At 59.4% G+C, this 26,474-nt stretch carries 22 protein-coding genes; 10 read left to right on the top strand and 12 right to left on the bottom strand.

Features of this window, described 5'->3' with window-relative positions:
• Positions 1-79: 79 nt before the first annotated feature.
• The 5 genes from BMX80_RS04180 to BMX80_RS04160 form a co-directional block, all read right to left on the bottom strand.
• Positions 80-2,053 carry a dynamin-like GTPase family protein gene (locus BMX80_RS04180; RefSeq protein WP_074865452.1) on the bottom strand — a complete coding sequence of 658 codons (1,974 nt, stop codon included), beginning with the start codon at positions 2,051-2,053 and terminating at the stop codon, positions 80-82.
• Between the two features lie 138 nt (positions 2,054-2,191).
• Complete coding sequence (locus BMX80_RS04175; RefSeq protein WP_074865449.1) at positions 2,192-2,479, bottom strand: DUF167 family protein; 288 nt, start codon at positions 2,477-2,479, stop codon at positions 2,192-2,194.
• Complete coding sequence (locus BMX80_RS04170; RefSeq protein ID WP_074865446.1) at positions 2,479-3,072, bottom strand: YggT family protein; 594 nt, start codon at positions 3,070-3,072, stop codon at positions 2,479-2,481. Before BMX80_RS04170 ends, BMX80_RS04175 begins: the two co-directional genes overlap by 1 nt.
• A gap of 26 nt (positions 3,073-3,098) precedes the next feature.
• Positions 3,099-3,917: a pyrroline-5-carboxylate reductase gene (proC, locus tag BMX80_RS04165; RefSeq protein WP_074865443.1), complete on the bottom strand. Its 819-nt coding sequence runs from the start codon at positions 3,915-3,917 to the stop codon at positions 3,099-3,101.
• A 10-nt stretch (positions 3,918-3,927) separates the two neighbouring features.
• Entirely contained in the window at positions 3,928-4,614 is a 687-nt protein-coding gene (locus BMX80_RS04160; protein WP_074865439.1) for a YggS family pyridoxal phosphate-dependent enzyme, read from the bottom strand.
• A 78-nt stretch (positions 4,615-4,692) separates the two neighbouring features.
• Between BMX80_RS04160 and BMX80_RS04155 the strand changes: the two genes are divergently transcribed.
• Positions 4,693-5,727 (top strand): type IV pilus twitching motility protein PilT, encoded by a 1,035-nt coding sequence (locus BMX80_RS04155; protein WP_071873366.1) that lies wholly within the window; start codon positions 4,693-4,695, stop codon positions 5,725-5,727.
• Positions 5,728-5,739: 12 nt separating this feature from the next.
• Entirely contained in the window at positions 5,740-6,882 is a 1,143-nt protein-coding gene (locus BMX80_RS04150; RefSeq protein ID WP_071873367.1) for a PilT/PilU family type 4a pilus ATPase, read from the top strand.
• 96 nt (positions 6,883-6,978) lie between these two features.
• Here the strand turns inward: BMX80_RS04150 and BMX80_RS04145 are convergent, their stop codons facing one another.
• The 7 genes from BMX80_RS04145 to gshB form a co-directional block, all read right to left on the bottom strand.
• Positions 6,979-8,250, bottom strand: a complete 1,272-nt coding sequence (locus tag BMX80_RS04145; protein ID WP_074865436.1) for a dihydroorotase — start codon at positions 8,248-8,250, stop codon at positions 6,979-6,981.
• Between the two features lies 1 nt (position 8,251).
• Complete coding sequence (locus BMX80_RS04140) at positions 8,252-9,256, bottom strand: aspartate carbamoyltransferase catalytic subunit (protein ID WP_074865433.1); 1,005 nt, start codon at positions 9,254-9,256, stop codon at positions 8,252-8,254.
• A 10-nt stretch (positions 9,257-9,266) separates the two neighbouring features.
• The gene (gene pyrR / locus BMX80_RS04135) at positions 9,267-9,791 is read right to left on the bottom strand and encodes a bifunctional pyr operon transcriptional regulator/uracil phosphoribosyltransferase PyrR (RefSeq protein ID WP_074865430.1); all 525 of its coding nucleotides are present in this window, start codon (positions 9,789-9,791) and stop codon (positions 9,267-9,269) included.
• A gap of 8 nt (positions 9,792-9,799) precedes the next feature.
• On the bottom strand, positions 9,800-10,237 hold the full coding sequence (ruvX, locus tag BMX80_RS04130) for a Holliday junction resolvase RuvX (protein WP_074865427.1): 438 nt from the start codon (positions 10,235-10,237) through the stop codon (positions 9,800-9,802).
• Positions 10,234-10,803 (bottom strand): YqgE/AlgH family protein, encoded by a 570-nt coding sequence (locus BMX80_RS04125; RefSeq protein WP_074865424.1) that lies wholly within the window; start codon positions 10,801-10,803, stop codon positions 10,234-10,236. Before BMX80_RS04125 ends, ruvX begins: the two co-directional genes overlap by 4 nt.
• 83 nt (positions 10,804-10,886) lie before the next feature.
• Positions 10,887-11,783 (bottom strand): energy transducer TonB, encoded by an 897-nt coding sequence (locus tag BMX80_RS04120; RefSeq protein ID WP_074865421.1) that lies wholly within the window; start codon positions 11,781-11,783, stop codon positions 10,887-10,889.
• 106 nt (positions 11,784-11,889) lie between these two features.
• Positions 11,890-12,840 (bottom strand): glutathione synthase, encoded by a 951-nt coding sequence (gene gshB, locus BMX80_RS04115; RefSeq protein ID WP_074865419.1) that lies wholly within the window; start codon positions 12,838-12,840, stop codon positions 11,890-11,892.
• Between the two features lie 175 nt (positions 12,841-13,015).
• On the opposite strand from gshB, the gene pilG reads away from it, so the two are divergent.
• From pilG to BMX80_RS04075, 8 genes are all read left to right on the top strand, one after another.
• Complete coding sequence (gene pilG / locus BMX80_RS04110; protein ID WP_071873375.1) at positions 13,016-13,417, top strand: twitching motility response regulator PilG; 402 nt, start codon at positions 13,016-13,018, stop codon at positions 13,415-13,417.
• Between the two features lie 44 nt (positions 13,418-13,461).
• Entirely contained in the window at positions 13,462-13,827 is a 366-nt protein-coding gene (pilH, locus tag BMX80_RS04105; RefSeq protein WP_071873376.1) for a twitching motility response regulator PilH, read from the top strand.
• Between the two features lie 42 nt (positions 13,828-13,869).
• Complete coding sequence (locus BMX80_RS04100) at positions 13,870-14,406, top strand: chemotaxis protein CheW (RefSeq protein ID WP_071873377.1); 537 nt, start codon at positions 13,870-13,872, stop codon at positions 14,404-14,406.
• Positions 14,407-14,478: 72 nt separating this feature from the next.
• Positions 14,479-16,518 (top strand): methyl-accepting chemotaxis protein, encoded by a 2,040-nt coding sequence (locus BMX80_RS04095; RefSeq protein ID WP_074865416.1) that lies wholly within the window; start codon positions 14,479-14,481, stop codon positions 16,516-16,518.
• A gap of 57 nt (positions 16,519-16,575) precedes the next feature.
• The gene (locus BMX80_RS04090) at positions 16,576-17,442 is read left to right on the top strand and encodes a CheR family methyltransferase (protein WP_139214014.1); all 867 of its coding nucleotides are present in this window, start codon (positions 16,576-16,578) and stop codon (positions 17,440-17,442) included.
• A 17-nt stretch (positions 17,443-17,459) separates the two neighbouring features.
• On the top strand, positions 17,460-24,866 hold the full coding sequence (locus tag BMX80_RS04085) for an Hpt domain-containing protein (protein WP_074865413.1): 7,407 nt from the start codon (positions 17,460-17,462) through the stop codon (positions 24,864-24,866).
• Complete coding sequence (locus BMX80_RS04080) at positions 24,859-25,872, top strand: chemotaxis protein CheB (RefSeq protein ID WP_071872584.1); 1,014 nt, start codon at positions 24,859-24,861, stop codon at positions 25,870-25,872. The genes BMX80_RS04085 and BMX80_RS04080 overlap by 8 nt, the downstream gene beginning before the upstream one ends.
• Positions 25,873-25,882: 10 nt before the next feature.
• Complete coding sequence (locus tag BMX80_RS04075; protein ID WP_071872583.1) at positions 25,883-26,362, top strand: chemotaxis protein CheW; 480 nt, start codon at positions 25,883-25,885, stop codon at positions 26,360-26,362.
• The last annotated feature ends 112 nt before the right edge of the window (positions 26,363-26,474 follow it).

Below are 26,474 nucleotides of genomic sequence, written 5' to 3'. Positions count from 1 at the left end.
GGAAAAGGGCGGGCATTCCGAGGTGGAATGCCCGCCCTTTGCCGTCAGTTTTGAGCTGTTGCCAGCGTTAGATCGCTGGTTAAGCTCGAGCCTGCCCCTGACTGATACTCACCACCTTCGCCTTGCGCTGCCACGGCGCGGGCATGCGCAGCTGGCGTTGGATGTCGGCGGCGACGTTGAGCTGCTCGCTGAGCAAGTCGAGGTAGCGCTGCAGTTGTTCGCTGCGATGTTGCGCCTGATGGGCTTGTTGGCTGAGGCGTTTCAGTTCCAGCAGATGCCCTTCGAGCAGCTGTTTGTGCTCTAGGCTGTGTTGCAGCAGCGGGGTCAGGGCGTCGCGCGTCCAGTTGTCCACCTCGGTGCGCAGGCGGCGGTGGAGGCGCAGCACTTCTTGCGCCAAGGTGTTGATAAAGCGCCGTGTCACGGTGTGTTGTTCGGTGAGCAGGGTTTTTAGCTGCAAACGGAACTGGTCGGCCTGTCGGCGAATTTGCCGTAGTTGGCGCAGGCTGCGGTCAATGGACAGGGCTGGCGGGTCTTCGGCGTAGAGCGGATTTTCTTCGTTATGGCGCTTATAAATGGCGCCGACCATTTTATTCGCCAGCTCGGCCTCGTGCTGCAGGTTATGCAGGTCGGCCTCTAGGCTGTTGAAGAAATGCAGGATGGCTTGGTTGATGCCGAAGGTGGTCCAGCTGGTATTCAGGTTGCGCTTAACCTTAGTCACGTGGCCTTGCGTTTGCGTGCTGCGAATTGCCGCTTGCAGCAAGTCGCCTTGGCGCTTGAGCAGGCGCTGGTTGGTTTTCAGTGACAGCAGGCGGCGGTGATGCTGGGCGTGCTCGTTTTTCGCTTTAGCGGTCATCTCAAACAGCAAATTGCCGGTGTCGTGCTTGCTGTGGGTGATGGCGCTGAGCTGTTGCTGCAGTTGATCGACGCGGCGCTGCAGGGCGGTTTGGCTGTTTTGCGACAGGCGCAGCACTTGGCTGACCACGCGCTCCTGCAGCAGTGCTTCTTTTTGCGCGACGATGCGATCGCAGAGCAGGTTTTCTAGATTGCCGATCTTGCTGCGGCTAAGCAGAGCTTGATCGCTGCGCACTTTGGCCAGCAGCGACTGCTTGGCCGACAACGGCAGAATGCAGTCCATCGGCAAGTTCAGCTGCCGTGAGGTGGCTTGTTGCACTAAGCGAATGGCGTTGTCGACGAAGACGTCGCCGGCAAGGTCATCCCACAGCACGTCGATCTTGTTGAGGATGGCGAACAGGGTGCACTGGCCTTCGTCGTACAGCGGGCGCAGGTGTTGTTCCCAGACTTGCATGTCGCTGGCGGTGACGCCGGTGTCGGCACTGAGCATAAAGAACACCGCTTGCGCGGCCGGCAGCATTGACAGGGTTAGTTCTGGCTCGCTGCCCAAAGCGTTTAAGCCAGGGGTGTCGAGAATGCGCAGGCCGCGGCGCAGCAGCGGATGATCGAGGCTAACCAGCGCATGGCGCCACGCCGGCACTTGCACGTGACCGGGTTTATCGGCAGCGGGTTCCAGCAGGTCGGGGTCGAAGCCTAAGGCAATCGCTTGCTCAGCCGGCAGGCACTTAGTGCGCGCCACTTGGGCGAAGGCCTCGGCCATGTTGTCGGGGTTGTCCATGTCCAGCGGCATGTTCACCCAATGACGCGGAATACGCTTGAACTGGGCGACATTGGCCTCGGTCATGCGGGTTTCAATCGGCAGCAAGCGAATGTAAGGGCGCCCGGCTTGTTGGTCGAAGAAGATTTCTGTCGGGCACATGGTGGTGCGCCCGGCTTGCGAGGGCAGCATGCGTTGGCCGAAATCGGCAAAGAACAGGCTGTTGATCAGTTCGGTTTTGCCGCGTGAATACTCACCGACGAAAGCCAAGGTCAGTTGGTCTTGGCGCAGTATGCGCAGGGCGTGATCCAGCTTGGCCTCGGTGTCGGGGCTGTTGAGGCGGTTGTTCTCTAACCAGCTGCGGTAGCGGGTGATTTGCCGGGCTAGGTTGCGTTTCCAGTCGAGGTATTCGTCAACCTGTTGACCGAGACGTTCCATGCTCATCGGGGCGCTACCTCGTGGTGTGATGGCGTGGCTAAAGAGCCGAGGTTAAATTTTGACGTCAATACTGTTATCGACGCTGGCAAGAGTAGCGTCAATCACCCGCATAGGTGAACTGCGACCAGATGCACAGTTGGCTGACTAAGTGGTCAGTTTGAGGGCGTCTGGCAAAAGGTTGGGTTGCTCAATGCGTACGCGCTTTTGCCGTGACTGCTGGCCGCTCACCAAGCTCACCGCGCTTTTGCTCACGCCAAATTGCTTGGCGAGAAATTTAATCAGCAGGGCATTGGCTTGGCCGTCTACCGGCGGCGCGGTAAGGCGGATTTTCATCCGTCCGTCATGCCAGCCGCAAAACTCATCTTTGCTGGCGCGCGGCTGTAGATAGCAGTCCAGCAGCAGCGCGCCGTTATCCCAGATTAGCTCGGGCATTACATAAAGGGCGCCAAGATGGCAGGCATGCCGGTGTTCTTGGCTAATTTGAATAAGACAAAGTTGTCGATTAAATGGATGGTCATAATGGCGAAAATCGGCGAAATATCCAGCCCGCCAAGGTTGGGGATGAGTTTGCGGAACGGCGCTAACAGCGGCTCGCAAATCTGGTTGATCAGCTGCGCGGCAGGGTTATGGCTACCCGGCGCAACCCAAGAAAGAATCACGCTGCCGATTAAGGCGAAGAAGAACACCTTAAGCATTAGCGAGCCCACAGCAATCAGCGACCACACCAACAGCTGCAAAATAAAGCCGCCCACGCCATAGCCCGTCAGGGTGAGGGTGATGATCATCAGCAGCAGCTGAACCACAATGGCCAGCACCAGCGAGGCGAGGTCGAGCCCGGCAAAGCCCGGAATCACCCGGCGCATGGGCTTTAACAGCGGCTGGGTGGCCTTAACGGTGAATTGGCTGAGCGGGTTATAGAAGTCGGCGCGCACCAGTTGCAGCACAAAGCGCAACAGCACGATCAGCAGATACAGACTGCCCAAGGTTTGGATGATGTAAATCAGGGCTTCGGCGAGGCCGGCCATGGCGTTCTCCTTAAGGTCGGTCCGGGTTATTGGCCCAGTTGTTCGGCCATTTCGGCGGCGCGCGCCGCACAGTTATTCATAGCCTGTTCTACCAAGTTGCGCAGCCCGCCCTCTTCAAAGGTGCGGATGGCTTGCTCGGTGGTGCCGCCCGGCGAGGTCACCCGGCGACGCAGTTCGGCGGCATCGACATCAGCATGAATCGCCATGTCGGCAGCGCCTAAGGCGGTGTACAGGGCAAGCTTTTCCGCATCGGCGCGTGACAGGCCCAGCTTGGCGCCGGCTTCGGTCATCGCTTCCATCATTAAGAAGAAGTACGCCGGGCCACTGCCCGACACGGCAATCACCGCATCAATCAGGCTTTCTTGCTCGACCCACAAATAGATGCCAACGGCGCCGAGCAGTTGTTCGGCCAGTGCCCGCTGAGTGCTGCTGACCCGTGCATTGGCAAACAGGCCGCTTACGCCTTGGCGGCGCAACGCGGGGGTGTTGGGCATGCAGCGCACCACAGCCACATCGCCCAGCCATTTTTCTAAGCTGGCGCAGGGGATGCCGGCGGCTACCGAAACAATCAACTGGCCAGCACTTAGCTGCGGCGCTAAGGCCTGGCACACGGCCTTCATCACCTGCGGCTTAACCGCCAGCACGATGACGTCGGCACCGGCCACGGCTTGCGCGTTGTCGTCGGTGGTGGCGATGGCAAACTGCTCGGCCACGCGGCTGCGGGTTTCTGCGCCGGGGTCGCTGGCGATCAGTTGGTTGGTCTGAAAACCTTCGGCGAGCAGGCCGCCAATTAAGCTGCTGGCCATGTTGCCAGCGCCAATAAAGGCAATGTGGGGTGAACTCATAGGGCTTCCTTTAATGCGTTGGGTAGTCGCGGGCGCCAAACAGTGCGGTGCCGATACGCACCCACGTGGCGCCTTCGGCGATGGCGACGGGTAAGTCTTGGCTCATGCCCATGGACAGGGTGTCGAGGCCAAGGTTCAGCTGCGCGGCCAGTGTGCGCACAGCGGCAAAGCGTTGGTGCAGCAGGGCGAGGTCTTCGCTGGGTTCGGGAATCGCCATCAGGCCGCGTAGTTTGAGGTTAGGCAGTTGACTCACGGCCTGAGCTAGCTCGGCCAGCTCCGCCGGCTCGCAGCCAGACTTGCTCGCCTCGCCACTGACATTCACCTGCAGGCAGATATTTAGCGGTGGCAAATGCGCGGGGCGCTGGTCAGAAAGACGCTGAGCAATCTTCAAACGATCTACCGAATGCACCCAGGCAAAGTGTTCGGCAATCGGCCGCGTCTTGTTCGATTGAATCGGCCCAATAAAGTGCCAGCACAGGTCCAAGTCAGCCAATTCAGCTTGCTTGTCGAGAGCTTCTTGCAGGTAGTTTTCGCCGAAATCGCGTTGCCCACAGGCATGCGCGGCGCGAATCGCGCTGGCGGGTTTGGTTTTACTCACGGCAAGCAGGTGCACACTTTGTGGCGAACGTTCGGCGGCTTGCGCTGCCTCACGGATCTGCTCCCGCACGTTTGCAATATTGTCTGCTATGGTGGACATTACCGGCATTCCACTGTCAGGCTCGATGCTGCGCAAAGCCGCATTCTACCTGCATTGCCAGAATAATTGGGGAGCTTCATGGATATCACCGAACTGCTGGCCTTCAGTGCCAAACAGGGCGCGTCAGACTTGCACCTGTCGGCTGGCCTGCCGCCGATGATTCGCGTCGATGGTGACGTGCGCCGCATCAACTTGCCAGCCCTGGAGCACAAGCAAGTTCACGCGCTGATCTACGACATCATGAACGACAAGCAGCGTAAGGATTTCGAAGAATTCCTCGAGACTGACTTCTCCTTCGAAGTGCCCGGCGTTGCGCGCTTCCGGGTGAACGCCTTTAACCAGAACCGCGGCGCGGGCGCGGTATTCCGGACCATTCCTTCCAAGGTATTAAGCATGGAAGATTTGGGCATGGGCGATGTGTTCCGCAAGATCAGCGACGTGCCGCGCGGCTTAGTGCTGGTCACCGGGCCGACCGGTTCGGGTAAGTCGACCACGCTGGCAGCGATGCTCGACTACATTAATAGCAACAAATACCACCACATCCTCACTATCGAAGACCCGATCGAATTCGTGCACGAGTCGAAGAAGTGCTTGGTCAACCAGCGTGAAGTGCACCGCGACACCTTAGGCTTCTCGGAAGCCTTGCGCTCGGCACTGCGTGAAGACCCGGACATCATCCTCGTCGGTGAGATGCGTGACTTAGAAACCATCCGTCTGGCGCTAACCGCCGCGGAAACCGGCCACTTAGTGTTCGGCACCCTGCACACCACCAGTGCGGCAAAAACCATCGACCGCGTGGTGGACGTGTTCCCTGCTGAAGAAAAATCCATGGTCCGTTCCATGCTGTCGGAATCGCTGCAGGCGGTGATCTCGCAAACGCTGCTGAAAAAGATCGGCGGTGGTCGTGTGGCGGCGCACGAAATCATGATCGGCACCCCAGCAATCCGTAACCTGATCCGTGAAGATAAGGTCGCGCAGATGTACTCGGCGATTCAGACCGGCGGCTCGCTGGGCATGCAGACCCTCGACAGCTGCCTGAAAACCTTGCTCGCCAAGGGCTTGGTCAGCCGTGACAGCGCCAAAGAAAAGGCCAAGAGCCCCGAGAGCTTATAAGGACGCTACGTTATGGAATTCGAAAAGCTGCTGCGCCTGATGGTGGAAAAGGGCGGCTCGGACCTATTTATTACCGCCGGCGTGCCGCCGTCGATGAAGGTCAACGGCAAGGTGATGCCAGTCACTAAGATGGCCATGTCGCCGGAGCAAACCCGCGAAACCGTACTGGGCGTGATGAACGAACAGCAGCGCCGCGAGTTTCTCGAAACCCACGAATGCAACTTCGCCATCAGCGCCCGTGGCGTGGGGCGTTTCCGTGTCAGCGCCTTCCACCAGCGCAACTTGGTGGGCATGGTGCTGCGCCGGATCGAAACCAACATCCCCACCCTTGAGCAGCTCAAGCTGCCTGAGGTGCTGAAGAAGCTGGCGATGACTAAGCGTGGTTTGGTGATCTTCGTCGGTGCCACCGGTACCGGTAAGTCCACCTCGCTGGCGGCGATGATTGGCTACCGGAATAAGAACTCCTCCGGGCACATCATCTCCATCGAAGACCCGATCGAATACATCCACCAGCACCAAGGCTGCATCGTCACCCAGCGCGAAGTGGGTATCGACACCGACAGCTTTGAAGTGGCGCTGAAAAACACCCTGCGTCAGGCGCCCGATGTAATCATGATTGGTGAGGTGCGGAGCCGCGAAACCATGGACCACGCGGTGGCCTTCGCGGAAACCGGACACCTGTGTTTGGCCACCTTGCACGCCAACAACGCCAACCAGGCTTTGGACCGCATCATTCACTTCTTCCCGCCGGATCGTCATGACCAGACGTGGATGGACTTGTCGCTTAACCTGCGCGCCATCGTCGCTCAGCAGCTGGTGCCAACGCCCGACGGTAAAGGCCGCCGTGCGGTGATCGAAGTGTTGCTCAACACCCCGCTGGCGGCGGACTTGATCCGTAAAGGCGAAGTGCACGAGCTGAAGCCCTTGATGAAGCGCTCCACCGACTTGGGCATGCAGACTTTCGACCAAGCGCTTTACAACCTCTATGTGCAGGGTGAAATCACCTACGAAGACGCCTTGCTGCACGCCGACTCGGCCAACGACCTGCGCTTGATGATCAAACTCGGCTCAGAAACCGATGCCGAGCATTTGGGCTCGGTGAGTCAGGGCTTGAGCTTGGAAATCAATGAAGATGACTTAAACCGACGCTTCTAAGGTTCAGTGCTTCAAGTAAAAAAGGGCCGGATAGATGACTATCCGGCTTTTTTGTCTAACGAGGGCTAGGGAAGCGCTGAGTTAATCGGCGTTTCCTCAGCGCTGATAGCTAATGTGCCCATCCACCAAGGTGTACCGCACTGCGCCGGGTAGGCTGTGGCCCATAAACGGACAGTTTTCGCCCTTGGAGAACCAGCGCTCGCCAGCCACGGTGCAGCTTTCTGGGTCGAAGATCACCAAGTCAGCCGCTTCGCCGATGCCTAGCTTGCCGGCGCTGAGCTTGAGCGCTTGCGCGGGGCCAAGGCTTAAGCGTTCCAGCAGCTGCGGCAGGCTGAGCAGGCCGTCCTGCACTAAGGTCAGCGCTAGCGGCAGCAAGAGTTCGGCACTGCTGATGCCGGCTTCGGTAGCGCCGAACGGTGCGCGCTTGGCGTCGCCTTCGTGCGGTTGGTGGTGGCTGGCGATGGCTTGAATCACTCCAGCGCGCACCGCTTCGCGCAGCGCTTCGCGGTCGCTGCTGGAGCGTAGCGGCGGTTGTACGTGATAGAGGCCAGAGAAGCTGTGCAGCGCTTCGTCGGTGAGGATCAGCTGGTACAGCGCCACATCGGCGGTCACCGGTAGGCCACGGGCTTGCGCTTGGGCGATCATCTCCACGCCGCGCGCGCTGGTCAGTTGGCTAAAGTGCGCGCGCACGCCGGTTTGCTCCACCAGCAGTAGGTCACGCGCCAAGGCCACGGTTTCCGCGGTTTCTGGAATGCCCGGCAAGCCGAGGAAGGCCGCCGCCGGGCCTTCATGGACTAAGCCGCCTTCGGCCAAGTCGCGGTCTTGCGAGGTAAACACCACGGTGAGGTTAAACGTGGCGGCGTATTCCAACGCACGGCGCAGGGTGCGGATGTGCTGGAACTGAGTTAAACCGTTGGTGAACGCCACGCAGCCGGCGTCTCTTAGCGCGACCAGTTCGGCCAGTTGTTCACCGGCTAAACCCTTGGACAGCGCACCAAGCGGGAATACCTTGGTGTGTCCGGCTTCGCGGGCGCGGTCTAGAATCAGCTCGGCCACCGCAGGGGTGTCTAGCGCTGGGCGGGTAAACGGCGGGCAACACAGACTGGTCACGCCGCCAGCCGCCGCGGCGAGGGTTTCGCTGGCGATATTGCCTTTGCGGCCAAAGCCCGGCTCACGCAGGGCGCAGGCTAAATCCACTAAGCCCGGGGCAATCACCAGGCCCGAGTAGTCGAGCAGGCGCTCGGCGGTAAAGCCGGTGGGTGCGTTGCCGAGGGCTAGAATGCGCCCGTCTTGAATGTGTATGCTGACGTTTTCGTCGCGTTGGCTGGCGGGGTCGATGACGCGCGCGCCTTTGAGGGTCATCCGCATGTCAGGCCTCGCTCTCTTGGTCCAGTTGGCGTTGGGTTTTCTGCCCGCTCATGGTCATCGCCAGCACGGCCATGCGCACGGCGATGCCGTAGGTCACTTGGTTGAGAATCACCGAGTGCTCGCCATCGGCCACCGCAGATTCAATCTCCACGCCACGGTTGATCGGCCCCGGGTGCATCACCAACGCATCCGGCTTGGCTAGCGCGAGGCGCTGTTGAGTGAGACCGTAGAGGCGGAAGAACTCGCCTTCGCTGGGCAGTAAACCGCCCTGCATGCGCTCTTTTTGCAGGCGCAGCATGATCACCACGTCGACGTCTTTCAGGCCCGCGTTCATGTCGTGATAAACCGTGGCGCCGTATTGCTCGATGCCCACTGGCAGCAGCGATTTCGGCGCGATCACGCGAATATCGGTGCAGCCTAAGGTGCGCAGAGCAAGCATGTCCGAGCGCGCCACGCGCGAGTGCAGAATGTCGCCAACAATCGCCACCGACAGCCCGGCAAAGTCACCTTTGTGGCGGCGAATGGTGAGCATGTCGAGCATGCCTTGGGTCGGGTGGCTGTGGCGGCCGTCGCCGGCGTTGATCACTGCCACGTTCGGGCACACGTGCTCGGCAACAAAATGCGCCGCGCCCGAGTCGCCGTGGCGCATGACGAACATGTCGGCGGCCATGGCTTCAAGGTTGCGCAGGGTGTCGAACAGGCTCTCGCCCTTACTGGTCGAGCTGGTGGAGATGTCCAAGTTGATCACGTCGGCAGACAGGCGTTTGGCGGCGAGCTCGAAGGTGGTGCGGGTGCGCGTGGAGTTCTCGAAGAACACGTTGCACACCGTCATGCCGCGTAGCAGTGGGACTTTTTTCACCGAGCGCGCGCCGACTTCTAAAAATGAGTCGGCGGTATCCAGCAGTTCAGTGAGGAGCTCGCGGGATAGGCCGTCGATGCTTAGATAGTGACGCAGCTGGCCCTGGTCGTTGAGCTGCAGCGTCTGGGTATGGGACAAGGCGAACATGATGATTGTCTCAGGCGGTGGCGGCGCTCAGTTGGCGCAGTTCCAAGGACAAGGGCTGGGGGCCGCGCAATTTTACCCGCTGATCGGCCGGCAGGGACAGGCGCAGTGCGCTGACATCGGCGCGAATTGGTAATTCGCGGGCGTCCAGCTCAATCAGGGTGACTAGTGTCACGCTGGCGGGGCGGCCGTAATCGAACAGCTCGTTGAGCGCGGCGCGAATGGTGCGGCCGCTCATGAGCACATCGTCCACCAGCACCAGGTGCTGGCCTTCGATATCAAACGGCAGTGCCGAGGGTTGCACCTGTGGGTGCAGGCCGTTCTGGGTAAAGTCGTCGCGGTAGAACGACACATCTAAGGTGCCTAAGTGTTCGTCGCTGTGGCCGAGCTCGGCGAGCAGGGCTTGCGCCACCCACACGCCGCCGGTGCGAATGCCAATAAACTGCGGCGCGTTAATCTGCTTCTGCGCCAGCAGGGCTTTGAGCTCGTGGGCGAGGGCGGGAATCAGTTCGGCGGGGCTGGGTAAGCTCGGCGACATGGCAACTCCTAGGGATTAACGGGGGTGTTTTGTTCCAGCCAGCCTTGCAGCATGAGCGCGGCGGCGAGGGCGTCCACGGGGCGCTGATTAAAGCCATCACGCTGGCCTTGCTGTAGGCGCTGGCCTTTGGCTTCGAAGGTGGTCAGGCGCTCGTCATGGGTATGCACCGGCAGACCAAAACGGCCGTGCAGGCGGCGGGCGAATTTGTCGGCGCGGGCGCTCATCTCGCTGGGGCTGCCGTCCATATTCAGCGGCATGCCGACCACGAGGGCATCCGGCTGCCACTCTTTCAGTAAGCGTTCGATTTGCTGCCAATCTGGCACGCCGTCGCGGGCTTTTAAGGTGCACAACTCGCGGGCGCTGCCGAGCAGCGGCTGGCCAATGGCGAGGCCAATTTGCCGCGTGCCGAAGTCAAAACCCATCACCAGTTTTAGCGGCGTACTCATGCGTGGCCGGCCTGGCTGCTGAGCAGGCCGAGGTCGACGCCCATGCGTGTCGCGGCAGCGGCAAGGCGGGTGTCGGCGTCTAGGGCGAACAAAATATCCAGCTCGGCAGGGCAGGTGAGCCAAGCGTTGTCGAGAATTTCGGCTTCCAGTTGCCCGGCATCCCAGCCGGCATAGCCGAGGGCAATCAGGCTTTGCTCGGGGCCTTGGCCGGCGGCGATATCAAACAGCACATCTTGTGAGGTGCTTAAAAACACATGACCGATATCGAGGGTCGATTTGTAGTGGTGGCTGGGGCTGTGCAGCACGAAGCCGCGATCGGTTTGCACCGGGCCGCCGGCATACACGGCCTGCTGGCTATTGTGCACGGGGGCGCTGGCTTCGCTGTCGAGGTGCTCGATGATGTCCGCCAAATCCAGCCCGCTAGCACGGTTGATGACGATGCCCATGGCGCCGTCGGCGGAGTGTTCACAAATGTAGGTCAGTGTATGGGCAAAGTTCGGGTCGGCCATGTGCGGCATGGCGATCAGAAAATGGTTGCGCAGGCTGACAAAGGTGCTGTCGTTCATGGCGCTAAGTGTGGCGCTTGGCGGGCGGGGTAACAAGTCCGCTGGGCGTTTGCGTGGGCAGTTTGCGGCTGGCGAGCGCTGGTTTAGCGGCTAGAAAGGCGGTCGCCGGCCTCAAAGCGCCAGGTGCGGATGATCTCTAGTACGTCGACATCGGCTAAATCGCCAGTAAACGGCGCGTAGGGCGCGGCAAGGCGCACGATGCGCAGGGCGGCTTGGTCGAGCACGGTTTTGCCGGAGCTTTCTAGCACCGACACCTCACGCAGGGTGCCGTCGCGGTTGATCGACACTAGCAAACGCAGGCTGCCGTAAATCTGCTGTTGACGCGCTTGGGCGGGGTAGTTGAGGTTGCCGATGCGCTCGACTTTTTTGCGCCAGTCTTCTTTGTACCAAGCGCCTTTGTCTTGCATGGTGGAGGCGGCGTTTAAGCGGTGCACGCGTGGGCGCTTGGCGTACAGCTCGCGTTCTTGTGACAGCTGCGCCTCTAGGCTGGCGATTTCTGCCGAGAGCATGCTGGTGTCAAACGACGGCGTGGGGCGTTGTACTGGCTTAGGCTCGGGCTTGATCGGTTGTGGCGTGACGCGCTCGGGGCTCGGTGCGCGGGTGGTCAGCGCTTTGGCGGGTACAGGCTCGCTGCTGGCTTGCGGCGCCGGGGTTGGCGGCGCCACTTTGCGAATTTCTTTGTCTTGGAACGGCGCTTCTTCGGTGGTCTTCGGCGTGGCCTTGTGTTCTAAGGTGCCGCTGCCTTCTTGATTGATTTGCGCCAGATAGTCAGCTTCCTCGGGCTTTTTATCGCTCTTGAGGGTGGCAAGGGTGACTTCTAGGGTTTTGCTTAAGGTGTTCGGGTCTGGCAGGTCGAATGAGATGCCGAGAATCAGCAGCGCATGAATAGCAGCGGCTAGAAATAGGGTGAATCCCAGGCGATCAGCTGCCTGAATGGGCGCTTGGCTAGTACTGAGATCGGGCGTCACGGCAGCATTCATCGACAGCAAACGGAAGCAATTAAACAGCCCGCAGTCTGCCCATCAAAGGCTGAAAAGTCTATGACGCAGCGCGCAACCTGTCGGCCTGCGCGCTGCGAAGGCGACTTTAGTTTTTCAGCATGAGCGCAAGGGTATCCATCAGCTGGCCGCCAATATCGGTAGCGAAGGCAGCGTCGATTTCGCGGATACAGGTCGGGCTGGTGACGTTGATTTCCGTCAGTCGGTCGCCGATGACGTCTAGGCCGACAAAGATCAATCCGCGACGTTTTAGCTCAGGGCCGACAATGGCAGCGATTTCTTGATCGCGCGAGCTTAGCGGGCGCGCCTCGCCACGGCCGCCGGCGGCCAGGTTGCCACGGGTCTCGCCTTGGGCGGGAATGCGCGCGAGGCAGTATGGCACCGGCTCGCCATTGATCATCAGAATGCGTTTGTCACCCTGAGTAATCTCGGGGATATAACGCTGCGCCATGATCTGCTGTTGGCCATGCAGGGTGAGCGTTTCGAGAATGACCGAAAGGTTAGGGTCGCCTTCGCGGTGACGGAAAATCTGCGAGCCGCCCATGCCATCCAAGGGTTTGAGAATGATGTCACGCTGCTCGGCGGCAAACTTGCGCAGAATATCGGCACGGCGACTGATCAGCGTGGTGGGTGTCAGTTTAGTAAAGTGCGTGGCAAAGAATTTTTCATTGCAGTCGCGTAGGCTCTGCGGCTTGTTCACCACCAGTGAGCCTTGCTGCTCGGCTTGCTCAAGCAGGTAAGTGGCGTAGATGTATTCGTTGTCGAAGGGCGGGTCTTTGCGCATCAGGATGATGTGCAGGTCGCTTAACGGGCGATCCACTTCGTCGCCCAGTTGGTACCAGTGTTGCGGGTCGGCGGCTACGGATAGCGGTCGCATCCGGCCAAAAGCTTGGCCTTGCTGCTGAAAGAGGTCGGCTTGCTCGAGATAAAACAGCTCCCAATTGCGCTGTTGCGCCGCCAGTAACATGGCGAGGGTGCTATCTTTTTTGAAATTGATGCGGCTGATGGGGTCCATCACGACGCCGACGCGGATGCTCATTGAGTCGCCTCCAAAGCGGTAGAACGGGCCAGTGTACTGGGCAGTGCTTTATAGCTTGCCCAAGGATAGTGTGCTAAAAAAGGGGTTCGCGTACGGTTGTCGCTCTTGGCGCACCGTGGTGGCCCAAGGTATAAGAACTTATAAAGAGTCCTGGCGTAGGTAGGGCCGGAAACTTATGCAAGACAATGCGCTTAAGGTCATGGTGATCGACGACTCGAAAACGATTCGTCGTACCGCTGAAACCCTGCTGAAGAAAGTGGGCTGTGATGTGATCACGGCTGTCGACGGTTTCGATGCCTTGGCAAAAATTGCCGACAGTCATCCGAATATCATCTTTGTCGATATCATGATGCCGCGTTTGGATGGCTATCAGACATGTGCGCTGATCAAGAACAACAGCGCCTTCAAGGGTACGCCGGTGATTATGCTCTCCTCAAAAGATGGCTTGTTCGACAAAGCCAAGGGGCGCATCGTGGGTTCGGATCAATATCTGACCAAGCCGTTCAGCAAAGAAGAATTGTTGGGTGCAATCAAGGCGCACGTGCCTGAGTTTGCGCCGGTAGAACAAGCATCCTAATGAGTGCCGGATAAACCGGTCGTAGCAAATTTGTGGGGACATTCATGGCTCGTATCCTGATCGTTGATGATTCGCCAACCGAGATGTACAAGCTGGCGGCTATGCTGGAGAAGCATGGTCACGAAGTGCTGAAGGCGGAAAACGGCGCCGACGGTGTAGCGCTGGCGCGTCAGGAAAAGCCCGATGCGGTGCTGATGGACGTAGTAATGCCGGGGCTGAATGGCTTTCAGGCGACCCGTCAGCTGACTAAAGACCCAGAAACCAGTCACATCCCTGTGGTGATCGTGACCACCAAAGATCAGGAAACTGACAAGGTGTGGGGCAAGCGTCAGGGCGCAAAAGATTATTTGACCAAGCCGGTTGAAGAAAGCGTATTGCTGAACACCCTGAAGGCTGTGCTGGCTGGTTAAGCCGCGCGCCGTCAACGAATAGAACAATAAGATCGGGTCAGCATGACGGGCACACAAAGTCCTTTTTCTCTCTTAGTCGATATCGCCAGTCGCTGCCGTGCTGAGGCGGCGGGCTTGCCTGCGCAAAAAGAAATTGTGCAGACCTGGAGCGGTATCGGCTTTCGCTTGGCGGGTCGTCACTTAGTGGCACCGATGGGCGAAGTCAGCGAAATTCTGCATGAGCCGCGTTACACCTTGCTGCCTGGCGTTAAGAGCTGGGTGCGTGGGGTGGCCAACGTGCGTGGTCGTTTGCTTCCGATTATCGATTTGTGTGGCTTTTTCGGCCAAGAGCTCACCGGCACGCGTAAGCAGCGTCGGGTGCTGGTGGTTGAACGGGGCGAGTTATTGGCAGGGCTGATCGTCGATGAGGTGCTGGGTATGCAGCACTTCCCGGTCGACAGTTTTGCTGAAGACCTGCCGCCGCTAGAGGCCAACATCACGCCCTTTATTCAGGGCGTCTTTCAGTCCGATGTGCCTTGGTTGGTGTTTAGCCCGCGTGAGCTAAGCCATGATCAGGGCTTCATGGATGTCGCAGTTTAATTTTTGGTGAGACCAGTTCGCTGGTCTTGAGTCTTACGGAAGCGTAAAGCGGTAGGCCAGGCGAGGGCCAAACTGATGAAACTTGACGCAGGTAATCTCCTATCCGGACTTCGCAGTAACACCTTGATTACGGGTTTGTTCGTAATCTTGATTGTGTCGATCGTGCTGTTGTTCGCGAACTTTGCTTATTTGAATACCCAGTCGGGCTACGATAAGGAATACATCGGCCACGCCGGTGAGCTGCGCGTTCTGTCGCAGCGTATCGCTAAAAACGCCACGGAAGCGGCGGGCGGTACTCCTGAGGCGTTCGCCTTGCTGCGTGATTCGCGCGACGATTTCCAGCGCCGCTGGGACTACCTGACGCAGGGTGACGAAGCCACTGGGCTGCCGGCTGCGCCGGAAAGCCTGACTGGCGAAATGAGTGGCGTAGGTCAGGACTGGGACGCGCTGAAGCAAAACGCTGACTCGATTCTGGCCAGTGAGCAGACCGTAATCTCGTTGCATGAAGTAGCCGCGACGCTGGCGGAAACCATTCCGCAGCTGCAGGTCGAGTACGAGGAAGTGGTAGAGATTCTGCTCGACGCCGAAGCACCGGCCGATCAGGTCTCGGTAGCGCAGCGCCAGTCACTGCTGGCCGAGCGTATTCTCGGTTCGGTAAACAAGGTACTGGTCGGTGACGAAGACTCCGTGCAAGCCGCCGATAGTTTCGGTCGTGACGCTAGCCTGTTCGGTCGCGTATTGGCCGGTATGATCGAAGGCAACGCCTCAATGGGCGTTACTCAGGTAACCGACGAGGACGCGCTGGAGCGTCTGGCGGAGATTTCTGAGTTGTTCGAATTCGTTTCCGGTAGCGTGGACGAGATTCTTGAAACCTCGCCGGAACTGTTCCAGGTCCGTGAGTCTGCCAACAACATCTTCGGCCTGTCGCAAACTCTGCTGGACAAAGCCTCGATGCTGGCCACCCGCTTCGAAGACTTAGCCGGTGAGCGTTACTTCAACACCATTGCTGGTTACGTGCTGGGTCTGTTGGCATTGGCTTCGATTATTGCCATCGGCTTGGTGATGGTGACCGACACCCGCGCCCGTCTGGCCGCCTCCGCGGAGCGCAACGAAAAGAACCAGTCGGCTATTTTGCGTCTGCTTGACGAAATTGCTGACCTTGCAGACGGTGACTTGACCACTGAGGCCACGGTAACCGAGGACTTCACTGGTGCCATCGCCGACTCCATTAACTTCACCATCGACCAACTGCGTGACCTGGTAGGTACCATTAACCAGACCGCCGTATCGGTAGCATCGTCGGCGCAGGAAACCCAGTCGACCGCGATGCACCTGGCCGAAGCTTCTGAGCACCAGGCGCAAGAAATTGCCGGGGCCTCGGCGGCGATCAACGAAATGGCCGTGTCGATTGACCAGGTATCTGCCAACGCCGCCGAATCGGCCGCGGTAGCGGAGCGGTCGGTAGCGATCGCCAACAAAGGTAACGAAGTCGTACAGAACACCATCTCCGGCATGGATAATATCCGTGAGCAGATTCAGGACACCTCGAAGCGTATTAAGCGCCTTGGTGAATCGTCGCAGGAGATTGGTGACATCGTTAGCTTGATTAACGACATTGCTGACCAAACCAACATTCTGGCACTTAACGCCGCGATTCAGGCCTCTATGGCCGGTGACGCAGGCCGAGGCTTCGCCGTGGTTGCGGACGAAGTACAGCGCCTTGCGGAACGTTCCTCTGCGGCAACCAAGCAGATTGAAGCGCTGGTTAAAACGATTCAGACCGACACCAACGAAGCGGTAATTTCGATGGAACAAACCACCACCGAGGTGGTGCGTGGTGCTCGTCTGGCCCAAGACGCGGGTGTGTCGCTGGAAGAAATTGAAAAGGTATCGCGGACATTGGCGGCCTTGATTCAGAACATTTCTAACGCCGCACGTCAGCAGGCTTCTTCTGCCGGCCACATTTCCAACACGATGAACGTGATTCAGGAAATTACCTCGCAGACTTCTGCCGGTACCACCGCGACGGCGAAAAGCATTGGTAACTTGGCCAAGTTGGCCGGTGACATGCGTAAGTCTGTATCCGGCTTCAAGCTGCCGGACGCCGTTTAAGTGGAGTCGCGCCCGGTTTAGGCTGGGCGCGTGTTGCCCTTGAGCGAGGAGCCCCGTGTGCCGTCAACGTCTTGGTCGCTGAAACCGACCCGCGACTTGCTGCCTAAGCAGTTTGAAGCGTGGCAAACGTTGTTGGAAAACCGCACGGGCATGGTGCTGGATGAACGCCGTCGCAGCTTTCTACTGACTCAACTGAATGCGCGGATGCGTGAGTTGGGCTTAGACAACTACGACGAGTATCTTGCCCGCGTGGGCGAAGGGCCGCAGGGCGCCGTGGAATGGGCGCGTTTGCTGGACCGCCTCACGGTGCAAGAGACCCGCTTCTTTCGCCATCCCGCCTCGTTCAACCTGCTGGATGAATACCTGCAGGAGCGTGTTCGGCAAGGATTGCAGCGTCCGTTACAGATGTGGAGTGCCGGTTGTTCGACGGGCGATGAGATGTACTCATTGGCCATCTGCGCAGCCCAAGCGCTTGGTGAAGACGAAAAGCAGTGGTCGCAGTTTGGCGTGACGGGTACCGATATCAGCGCGCAGGCGCTGCGCACGGCCAGTCAGGGTGTGTATGCCGCCGCGCGGTTGAACAATGTTTCACAAGCGCAACGCGAACGCTTTTTTACCCCGGCAGAAGATGGTCGCTACGCGGTGATCGATGCCTTAAAAAGCCGCTGCTGCAACATTCGCCTCAACGTGCTTGAGCTAAACAATGCGCCACTTCACAGCATGGATGTGATCTTTTGTCAGAACCTGCTGATTTATTTTCGCCGTTGGCGTCGCCGCGACATCCTTAACCGCCTGATCGAGCGCTTGGCGCCTGGCGGCATTATGGTCATAGGGGTGGGCGAAGTGACTGGCTGGCAGCATCCCGATGCTGTCCCGGTGGCCGACGAACATGTATTGGCTTTTATGCGCCGTAACGGCGCGTAACTGAGACTGGAGTCGCTATGGGTGATCGACACGATTATGTCGCCCTGGAGTGGGTCAAGGGTGAAATCGGGGAAACCCTGAAACAGGCCCGTCAGGCCCTTGAAGCCTTTGTCGAGAACCCGCAAGACTCGACTCGCCTGCAATTTGCACAAAGTTATGTGCATCAGGTGGTCGGTACCTTGCAGATGGTCGAATTCTTTGGCGCAGCGCTGCTGGCCGAAGAAATGGAGCAACTCTCCGCTGCCTTGGCCCAAGGCCAAGTGGGCAACCAGAATGAAGCGCTAGAAGTGCTGATGCAGGGCATCCTGCAGCTGCCGGCGTATCTGGACCGCATTCAGGCCGCCCGGCGCGACTTGCCGATGGTGCTGCTGCCGCTGCTTAACGACATTCGTGCTGCACGTGGCGACAAGCTGCTGTCGGAAACCAGCCTGTTCTCGCCCGATATGGGCAACAAAGAGGCGCAAGCCAGCGCCGAAGTGTTGGCCGGGCGTAACACCCCAGAAGTGCCTGCCTTGCTGCGCAAGCTGCGCCAGACTTACCAGCTAGCGCTGGTTGGGGTGATGCGCAATCAGGACCTAGTCACCAACTTGAGTTACTTGGCGCGGGTGTTTGCGCGCCTCGAATCGCTGTGCCAAGACACCCCGCTGAATAAGCTATGGCCGATTGGTTCGGGTTTGGTCGAAGGCCTCGCCAACGCCAGCATTGCCCAAGGCGCGACGGTGCGCACCTTGCTGCGCCAAGTCGACCGCGAGCTGAAGCGCTTGGTCGAGCAAGGCGTAGACGGCATGAACCAGCCGGCGCCAGGTGATCTGATCAAAAACCTGCTGTTCTACATCGCCAAGAGCCCGGCGCAATCGCCGCGCATTAGCGAGTTAAAGCGTACCTATCGTCTTGATGAAGCACTGCCTGACGATGCCTTGGTGGACGAAGAGCGTGCCAAGCTGGCCGGCCCAGACCGTGACGCGATGCGCTCGGTGGTCACCGCCTTGTGTGAAGAGCTGGTGCGCGTCAAAGACAGTCTCGATCTGTTCGTGCGCAGTGATCGTTCGAACCTGCAAGATTTAGACAACCTGCAGCTGCCGCTGAAACAAGTGGCCGATACTTTGGCCGTGCTGGGCTTCACTCAGCCGCGCAAAGTGCTGCAAGACCAATTGGATGTATTGAGCGAACTTGCGCGCAGTAAACATCGCGTCAGTGACGCGGCGTTGATGGATGTCGCCGGTGCCCTGCTGTACGTCGAAGCCACCCTGACCGGTATGGCTGGGCAGAATGACGATGCCATCGACGAAACCAGCGTCATGCCCTCGGCCGACATTGCCCAAGTGCAGCGTGTGGTGCTTAAAGAAGCGCGTAATGGCTTGGAGCAAGCCAAAGACGCGATCATCGAATTCATTGCTTCGCAGTGGAATCACGAGCACCTGGAAAAAGTCCCGCAACTGCTAGGGCAGGTACGTGGCGGCTTAGCGATGATCCCGCTGGATCGCGCCGCCGGTTTGCTGGCCAACGCCAGCCGCTATATCCAAGAACAACTGTTGGTGAACCGAGGCGTGCCGAACTGGCAGAGCCTCGACACCTTGGCCGACGCGATTACCGCCATCGAGTACTACCTTGAGCGCTTAGTGGAAGACCACGGTGCCAGCGGTGAAGTGATTCTCGATGTGGCCGAGGAAAGCCTAGCTGCGCTGGGTTACCCGCTGGAACACAGCGCTGTAGAGCCCGAGGCAGACATCGCCGAGCCCGACGCTGAGCTGCTTGAGGCCGAGCCTGAATTAGCCGAACTGGTCGCCGATGACGCCGAAGCTAGCAGCCTGTTTGATGATTACCAAAGCCAGAGCCCAGAAGACGAAGACGCCTCGGCGCTGGACTTCTCGGCTATCGAAGATATTTCCGCCGATGAGACGGCGCTGCCGACGGGTGACGAAGCGGATGCCGAGCAGCTAGCGGCGCAAGAACTGGATGCGCTGGGTCTTGAAGCGCTCGACGTCGAGTTGCAGGCCAATGAAGAAGAGCCTGCTCTGGACTTCGCCGAGCTGCAAGACAGCGACCAAGAACAAGACCTCGCAGCCTTGCTGCCCAGCCTGGATGATGAGCCAGAGGCGCCAGCCGAGCTAGAGCTGGGCGATGTGGATGCCTTGGCCGATCTGCAAGAGCTAGCGCTGGATGATGCCGACCTGCCGATGGTCGAGCTGTCCACCGAGCCAGTCTGTGCGCCCGCGCCGCAGCCGGCTGAACCGACCATGGCCGAGATCATGGCCGCACCGGTGCAAGCGATTAACCCGCCAGCCGGTGAAGTACCGCCGAGCCTGTTGCCGCCGGATGCCGATGAAGAGCCCTTTGATGAAGACCTCGTTGAGGTATTTATCGAAGAAGCCGGCGAAGTGCTGGAAACCATCAACGAATACTTGCCCAAGTGGCTGGCCGATCAGGATGACAAGGCCGCGATGACCGAAGTGCGTCGCGCCTTCCATACCTTGAAAGGCAGCGGCCGCATGGTGCGCGCGCTGATCGTTGGTGAGCTGGCGTGGTCGATTGAGAATATGCTCAACCGTGTGATTGACCGCAGCATTGTGGCTGATCAGCCGGTGCAGCAAGTGATTCAAGACGTGGTCGCACTGTTGCCCGAGTTGGTGCAAGAGTTTGCCGACAAGGCCCAACGCCAGCGTGACGATGTCGACCGCTTGGCAGCGACCGCGCATGCACTGGCGAAAAATAAGCCGGTGCCGAATTTTGCTGGTGCCGCCGAACAGTCAGCCGAAACAGCAGCCTCTGTACTGGGCGATGAAGACGCGTTAGCCGAAGAGTTGGAAGAACTCGACGCCTTAGGTTTAGGCGATGACCTAGAAGCTTCGCTGAGCGAGGCTGAAACGCTTGCGCAACCTGAGCCTGAAGACGCTCCGGCTGAGCAAGCCGAGCCAGTCGTGGTCGAAGGCTTGGATGATGACCTCGACCAGCAGCTGCTAGAGATTTTCAGTAACGAAGCCGAAGGCCATCTGAATGACCTTGCCGGTTTTGTCGCTGACTGCAATGAAATGCTCCCGCGCGCAGTTAACGACGCCTTGCAGCGTTCGTTGCATACCCTTAAAGGAAGCGCGCACATGGCGGGGATTACCCCGATCGCGGAAATCGCCAGCCCGCTGGAAAAGATGGTCAAAGAGTTCAAGAACGGCCTGATCAAGGTCGATCGCGAAGTCGCCGACTGTCTGGATGCCAGTGAGCGGATGATGCGCAAAGGCGTCGCTCAATTAAACAGCACGCCATTGGCCGCCTTGCCGGGTAGCGATGAGTTAGTCGCAGAAATCCACCGTTTGCATGAGCAGCGTTTGCTGCATAGCGAAACCGTGGTCAGCGAAAACGGCGAAGTCCGTGACCCGCAGATGATCAGCATCTTCTTGGCCGAAGGCATGGATATCCTGCTCGACGCCGATGATTTGCTCGATCATTGGCAGGCCCATCCCGGCGAGCGCCGCGAGCTGGAAACGCTGATCAATGAGTTGGAAACCTTGGCGCGTGGCGCCGAGATGGCCGAGCTTGAGCCCATCGAGAAGCTCGCCGAAGCCTTGCATGCGGTGTATCAGGCCGTCGCCGCCGAGCGCCTTGCGGTGGATGAGGCGTTCTTCCGCACCGTGAGCGAGGCCCATGAGCAACTGATTGCGATGATGGATCAGGTCGCCGCTGGCCTTCAGGTAACGCCGCAACCGGGGCAAATTGCAGCCTTGCAAGATTTACTGGCACGCGCCGCAGAGCAAGCGCCAGAGGCTGAGGTTGCTGAGCCGGCGCTCAGCCCAGAAGCGTTAGATGAGCCGGCGTCGGTCGCTGAGACATTGCCTGAAGTTAGCGCCGAGGCGCCGACTAACGATGCTATCGAGCTGGGCGAGCTGGATATCGAGATGGTGGAGATCTTCCTCGAAGAAGCCCTCGATATTCTCGAAAGCACCGGTCACAGCTTAGAGACTTGGCTCGATGAGCCGAGCAATACCAGTGTTCTAGCTGCCCTGCAGCGTGACCTGCACACCTTAAAAGGTGGTGCGCGGATGGCTGGCATTGCACCGGTTGGCGATCTCGGTCACGAGCTGGAAACTTTATATGAAGGCTTGGTGGACGGTCGCTTCCACTACGCGCCGACGCTGACTCAGCTGCTGCATGCTTGCCATGACTGCTTAGCGCAGCAACTCGATCAGCTGCAAGCGGCTGCGCCGCTGCGTAATCCGGCTGCGCTGATTGCGGCGATCAAAAGCTTTCGTCAAGGCGATACCCCGAGCCTAAGCACTGAGCCGCTGGCTGAGTTGGATGCCGCACCAGAGCTCGACGAGCCCGCAGCATGGCAGGGCGATGACGAGTCTGAGGCTTTGGCGCCAGCCGATGAGCTGCCAAGCCTCGAGGTAGATGAAGAATTAACCCTTGCCAGCCTGCCCGAGCTGGATGAGCCTGCTGCCGAAGCCGAAGCCGAAGCCGAAGCCGAAGCCGAAGCCGAAGCCGAAGCCGAAGCCGAAGCCGAAGCCGAGCTAAGCCTAGAAGAAGAAAACCACGAAGACATTAGTCTTGAGGCAGTTCCAGAGCCTGCGGAAGTTGCGCTTGTCGCCAATGAGCCGGCTCTGCAATTTGCTGACGACGAGCTGGTACAGATCTTCCTCGAAGAAGCGTTCGACATCATGGACAGCGCCGGCGGCTCATTGCAGCGCTGGCTGGAAGATGTCAATAACACGCTAGAGGTGGAAAGCCTACAGCGTGATCTGCACACCTTAAAAGGTGGTGCGCGCATGGCCGAGATCGCTCCGGTTGGCGATTTGGCCCACGAGCTGGAATACCTCTACGAAGGCCTATGTGGCGGTCGCTTCAAACCTAACGACGGTTTGTTCAGCCTGCTGCATGCCTGCCATGACGGCCTGCAAGACCTGCTCGAAGCGGTGCGTGAGCGTCGCGCACTGCCGGATACCAGTGGCTTGCTGGCGCAGATTCGTGACTACCGCGCGAACCCCGGCACTCAGCAGGCCGCCCCGCAGGCGGTCAGCATCAGCCCGGTGGATGAAGCCGAAGCCGATGCGGCGCTGAATGCCGAAGACAGTGAAATTCTGGAAATCTTCCTCGAAGAGGCGGTGGATCTCTTAGAGGAGCTGGAAGAAAGCATCCATCAAGGCGAGCAGAACCTTGCCGATGAGGCGCCGCTGGAAAATATCCTGCGCGTGCTGCACACCTTAAAGGGTGGTGCGCGCTTGGCGGGGCAGCGAGAGCTGGGCAACCTCACCCACGACCTTGAGCAGCATTTGATTGAAGGTCAGCGCGCCGGCACGCCGTACCCGCTGAGCCTGTATGAAGATGCCTATCAGGCCTACCAAGGCATGCGCCAAGGCGTGGATGCCCTGCAAGAGCGCCTGCAAGCCTTGCCGGTGGCTGAGGATGTTACCCCTGAGCCTGCGCCAGTTGCCGAGCAGCTCGTTGCGCCTGTGCAGCCGAAACCGACCCAGCTGGGTGAGTTGTCGCCCTTGATGGTGCCGTTGGCCAAGCACGGCCAGCAAGAAGCCAAAGTGCTGCCCTTTGTGCGTAAAGCACAAGAAGCGGCGTTGCGCGATGCCGGCCAGCGTGGCCCGCAAGAAATGGTCAAAGTGCCGGCCGAACTGCTCGAAGACATGGTTAACCTTGCCGGTGAAACCTCAATCTTCCGTGGTCGGGTTGAGCAGCAGGTGTCGGACTTCAGTTTCACCCTGACGGAAATGGAAGCCACCATTGAGCGTGTGCGCGACCAGTTGCGTCGTTTGGATACTGAAACGCAAGCGCAGATCCTCTCGCGCCACCAAGAAGAAGTGGAGCGCGAAGGCTACGAAGACTTCGACCCGCTGGAGATGGACCGTTACTCGCAGTTGCAGCAGCTGTCGCGCGCACTGTTCGAGTCGGCGTCTGACTTACACGACTTAAAAGAAACCCTCGCCGGGAAAAACCGCGACGCGGAAACCCTGCTGATTCAGCAGGCGCGGGTTAACACCGAACTGCAAGAAGGTCTGATGCGCACCCGCATGGTGCCGTTTGATCGCCTGATTCCGCGTCTGCGCCGTATCGTCCGTCAGGTGGCCGGTGAGTTGGGCAAGCAGGTCGAATTCCACGTCGGCAACGCCGAAGGGGAAATGGACCGTACCGTGCTCGAGCGCATCGTCGCGCCCTTGGAGCACATGCTGCGTAACGCGGTCGACCACGGTATTGAAGGCGTTGAGCAGCGCCGTGCCAGCGGTAAGAGTGAGGTGGGTAATATCCGCCTGAACTTGGGCCGTGAAGGTGGCGATATCGTCCTGCAACTGGCCGATGACGGTGCTGGTATCAAGCTGGAGTCGGTGCGTAAGAAAGCCATCGAACGTGGCTTGATGGACGAAAACTCAGACCTTAGCGATCAAGAGATTCTGCAGTTCATTCTTGAGGCCGGTTTCTCCACCGCCGAGAAAGTCACGCAGATCTCTGGTCGTGGCGTCGGCATGGACGTGGTGAACTCCGAGGTTAAGCAGCTCGGCGGTAGCATGCAGATTGCCTCGGAAGTGGGCAAAGGCACGCGCTTTACCATCCGTCTGCCGTTCACTGTGTCAGTGAACCGCGCCCTGATGATCTTCTCGGGCGAAGACCTCTACGCGATTCCGTTGAACACCATCGAAGGTATCGTGCGCGTCTCGCCGTTTGAGTTAGAGGCGTATTACCAGCCCAATGCGCCGCGTTTTGAATACGCCGGCCAAGCCTACGAGCTGAAGTACTTGGGCGACTTGCTGCGCAATGGCCAGCAGCCCAAGCTGACCGGGCAGACGTTGCCCTTGCCGGTGATTCTGGTGCGCTCGGCTGAGCATGCGGTTGCTGTGCAGGTCGATAGCCTCGCCGGCTCGCGGGAAATTGTGGTGAAGGCCCTCGGCCCGCAGTTTGGCTTAGTGCACGGCGTGTCCGGTGCGACCATCTTGGGTGACGGTCGCGTGGTGGTGATTCTTGATCTGGTGGCGATGATCCGCGCCATGCACGCGCATGCCATGCTGCCGCGCCATCAACAGCTGTTGGGGCAAGCGGAGCAAGCCGCTAAGCGTGATCGGCAGACGCTGGTCATGGTGGTGGATGACTCGGTGACCGTGCGTAAGGTAACCAGCCGTCTGCTGGAGCGTAACGGCATGGAGGTGATCACCGCCAAAGACGGCGTTGAAGCCATTGCCATGCTGCAAGACCACACCCCCGATGTGATGCTGCTGGATATCGAAATGCCGCGTATGGACGGCTTTGAAGTGGCCACGCTGGTGCGTCACGATGAGCGGATCAAAGACCTGCCGATCATCATGATCACCTCGCGTACGGGCGAGAAACACCGTGACCGCGCGCTGAGCATTGGCGTGAACCGCTACTTGGGTAAGCCGTATCAAGAGAGCGAACTGCTCGACACTATTACTGAATTGGCGGGAGTCCATGACTGAGGCTGCTGTAACGGCAAGGATTGCCGTCATCGCCGACACCTCGTTGCAGCGTCATGTGTTGCAGCAGGCGTTGGCTGCCAATGGTTATCAAGTGGTGCTGAATACTGATCCGGGTCGCTTTGATCACGAGCAGTTGCAGGCCTGTGCGACCGACTTGTGGTTGGTCGATCTGGTGCACGATGACGACCGCCTGATCGACCTGCTGCTGGAACATTCGGAAAGCCCCGTGCTGTTTGGCGAAGGCCAAGCACCGCAGCGTAGCTCAGAAAATTACCCACGCTGGGAGCGCCGCCTGTTCGGTAAGCTCAAGCGTTTAGTCGGCGACCCTACACGGCAAGTGGGCCCCGCGCTGACCGAGCTGCTGGAAAGCCACAAAGCCGCTGAGCGCATCGATTTGCCGGCGGGCTTTGCTCAAGGTGCCAGCGATGAAGTTAGCGAAGTCTGGCTGCTGGCCGCTTCATTGGGTGGCCCGGCGGCGGTGAAGAACTTTCTCGATGCCTTGCCGCACGGCTTGCCGGTGGCGTTTGTCTACGCCCAGCACATCGACCCCAGCTTTGAAACGCGCTTGCCGCAGGCCGTTGGCCGGCATTCGCAGTGGCCGGTGCGTAACGCCGTGGCGGGGCAGCCGCTGCGCGCGGGCGAAGTAGTGGTCGCCAGCATCGGCGAAGAAATGAGCTTTAACGAAGACGGCAGCGTGCAACTGTGTGGTCGCAGCTGGCCCGAGCCGTACAGCCCGTCGATTGATCAGATGATGCTCAACTTGGCGCAGCATTTTGCAGGGCGTTGCGGCGTGATGGTGTTTAGCGGCATGGGTTGCGATGGCCTGAGTGCAGCGGCCTATGTCGAGCGCCAAGGTGGCGAGATCTGGACGCAAACCGCCGACACCTGCGCCTGCCCGAGCATGCCCGAGGCGCTGCGCGAAGCAGGGCATAGCCGCTTGGTCGGCACCCCCCACGAATTAGCCGCCGCCCTTGTAGCGCGCTTGGCGGCACACGCAGCCGCTTGAGGAGAGCACTATGCAGTCTGTCATGACGTCACCGGACAACGAAGAAATCCGCAGCCTGACCGCGCTGCTGCTGCCGTTGACCGATCGTACTTTGATAGTGCCCAACGTCGCAGTGGCGGAGCTGATCCCTTACCGTGCGCCGCAAGGCAATGACGACTTGCCGGACTGGTTCTTGGGCTTGGTCAACTGGCGTGACCTGCGTTTGCCGCTGCTGTCCTTCGAGGTGGCCAGTGGTGAGCCGGCCGTAGCGGCGGGTAATCAGGCGCGAATCTTAGTGCTTAACGCGCAAGGCGGGCGTAGCCATGTGAAGTTCATTGCCCTGTTGGTGCAAGGGATTCCGCGCGCCATGAAGGTCGATAGTGAGCTGGCCGCGGCCGATGTGCCCCTAGCGGCGCTTGAGCTGGCGGCGGTGGATGCCGATGGCATCATGGCAAAAATCCCCGATTTGCTGGCGCTGGAGAACATGCTGGCCGAGCACGGCATCATCTAAACACCACGCAACGTCGCTAAATATCACGGCGGCCAACCTTTCGTAGCGCAAGAATTGCCCCGCCTGCCTAAGCTGGGCGACAATAGCGGCCTTTTTTCTAGCCGTATGCAGG

Source organism: Atopomonas hussainii (genome assembly GCF_900109735.1).
GTDB classification, from domain to species: domain Bacteria; phylum Pseudomonadota; class Gammaproteobacteria; order Pseudomonadales; family Pseudomonadaceae; genus Atopomonas; species Atopomonas hussainii.
Note: the sequence above shows the minus strand (reverse complement) of the source record. Positions and strands in the feature narration are given on the sequence as shown.

Excerpts from the sequence above, each read along its gene's own strand:
- ruvX (WP_074865427.1), bottom strand. The coding sequence starts at position 10,237 with ATGAGTACGCCGCTAAAACTGGTGATGGGTTTTGACTTCGGCACGCGG.
- BMX80_RS04150 (WP_071873367.1), top strand. The coding sequence starts at position 5,740 with ATGGAATTCGAAAAGCTGCTGCGCCTGATGGTGGAAAAGGGCGGCTCG.
- pilG (WP_071873375.1), top strand. The coding sequence starts at position 13,016 with ATGCAAGACAATGCGCTTAAGGTCATGGTGATCGACGACTCGAAAACG.
- pilH (WP_071873376.1), top strand. The coding sequence starts at position 13,462 with ATGGCTCGTATCCTGATCGTTGATGATTCGCCAACCGAGATGTACAAG.
- gshB (WP_074865419.1), bottom strand. The coding sequence starts at position 12,840 with ATGAGCATCCGCGTCGGCGTCGTGATGGACCCCATCAGCCGCATCAAT.
- BMX80_RS04085 (WP_074865413.1), top strand. The coding sequence starts at position 17,460 with ATGGGTGATCGACACGATTATGTCGCCCTGGAGTGGGTCAAGGGTGAA.
- BMX80_RS04145 (WP_074865436.1), bottom strand. The coding sequence starts at position 8,250 with ATGCGGATGACCCTCAAAGGCGCGCGCGTCATCGACCCCGCCAGCCAA.
- BMX80_RS04125 (WP_074865424.1), bottom strand. The coding sequence starts at position 10,803 with ATGAACGACAGCACCTTTGTCAGCCTGCGCAACCATTTTCTGATCGCC.
- BMX80_RS04175 (WP_074865449.1), bottom strand. The coding sequence starts at position 2,479 with ATGCCCGAGCTAATCTGGGATAACGGCGCGCTGCTGCTGGACTGCTAT.
- BMX80_RS04080 (WP_071872584.1), top strand. The coding sequence starts at position 24,859 with ATGACTGAGGCTGCTGTAACGGCAAGGATTGCCGTCATCGCCGACACC.
- pyrR (WP_074865430.1), bottom strand. The coding sequence starts at position 9,791 with ATGTCGCCGAGCTTACCCAGCCCCGCCGAACTGATTCCCGCCCTCGCC.
- BMX80_RS04180 (WP_074865452.1), bottom strand. The coding sequence starts at position 2,053 with ATGAGCATGGAACGTCTCGGTCAACAGGTTGACGAATACCTCGACTGG.
- BMX80_RS04120 (WP_074865421.1), bottom strand. The coding sequence starts at position 11,783 with ATGAATGCTGCCGTGACGCCCGATCTCAGTACTAGCCAAGCGCCCATT.
- BMX80_RS04140 (WP_074865433.1), bottom strand. The coding sequence starts at position 9,256 with ATGTTCGCCTTGTCCCATACCCAGACGCTGCAGCTCAACGACCAGGGC.
- proC (WP_074865443.1), bottom strand. The coding sequence starts at position 3,917 with ATGAGTTCACCCCACATTGCCTTTATTGGCGCTGGCAACATGGCCAGC.
- BMX80_RS04160 (WP_074865439.1), bottom strand. The coding sequence starts at position 4,614 with ATGTCCACCATAGCAGACAATATTGCAAACGTGCGGGAGCAGATCCGT.
- BMX80_RS04170 (WP_074865446.1), bottom strand. The coding sequence starts at position 3,072 with ATGGCCGGCCTCGCCGAAGCCCTGATTTACATCATCCAAACCTTGGGC.
- BMX80_RS04155 (WP_071873366.1), top strand. The coding sequence starts at position 4,693 with ATGGATATCACCGAACTGCTGGCCTTCAGTGCCAAACAGGGCGCGTCA.
- BMX80_RS04100 (WP_071873377.1), top strand. The coding sequence starts at position 13,870 with ATGACGGGCACACAAAGTCCTTTTTCTCTCTTAGTCGATATCGCCAGT.
- BMX80_RS04075 (WP_071872583.1), top strand. The coding sequence starts at position 25,883 with ATGCAGTCTGTCATGACGTCACCGGACAACGAAGAAATCCGCAGCCTG.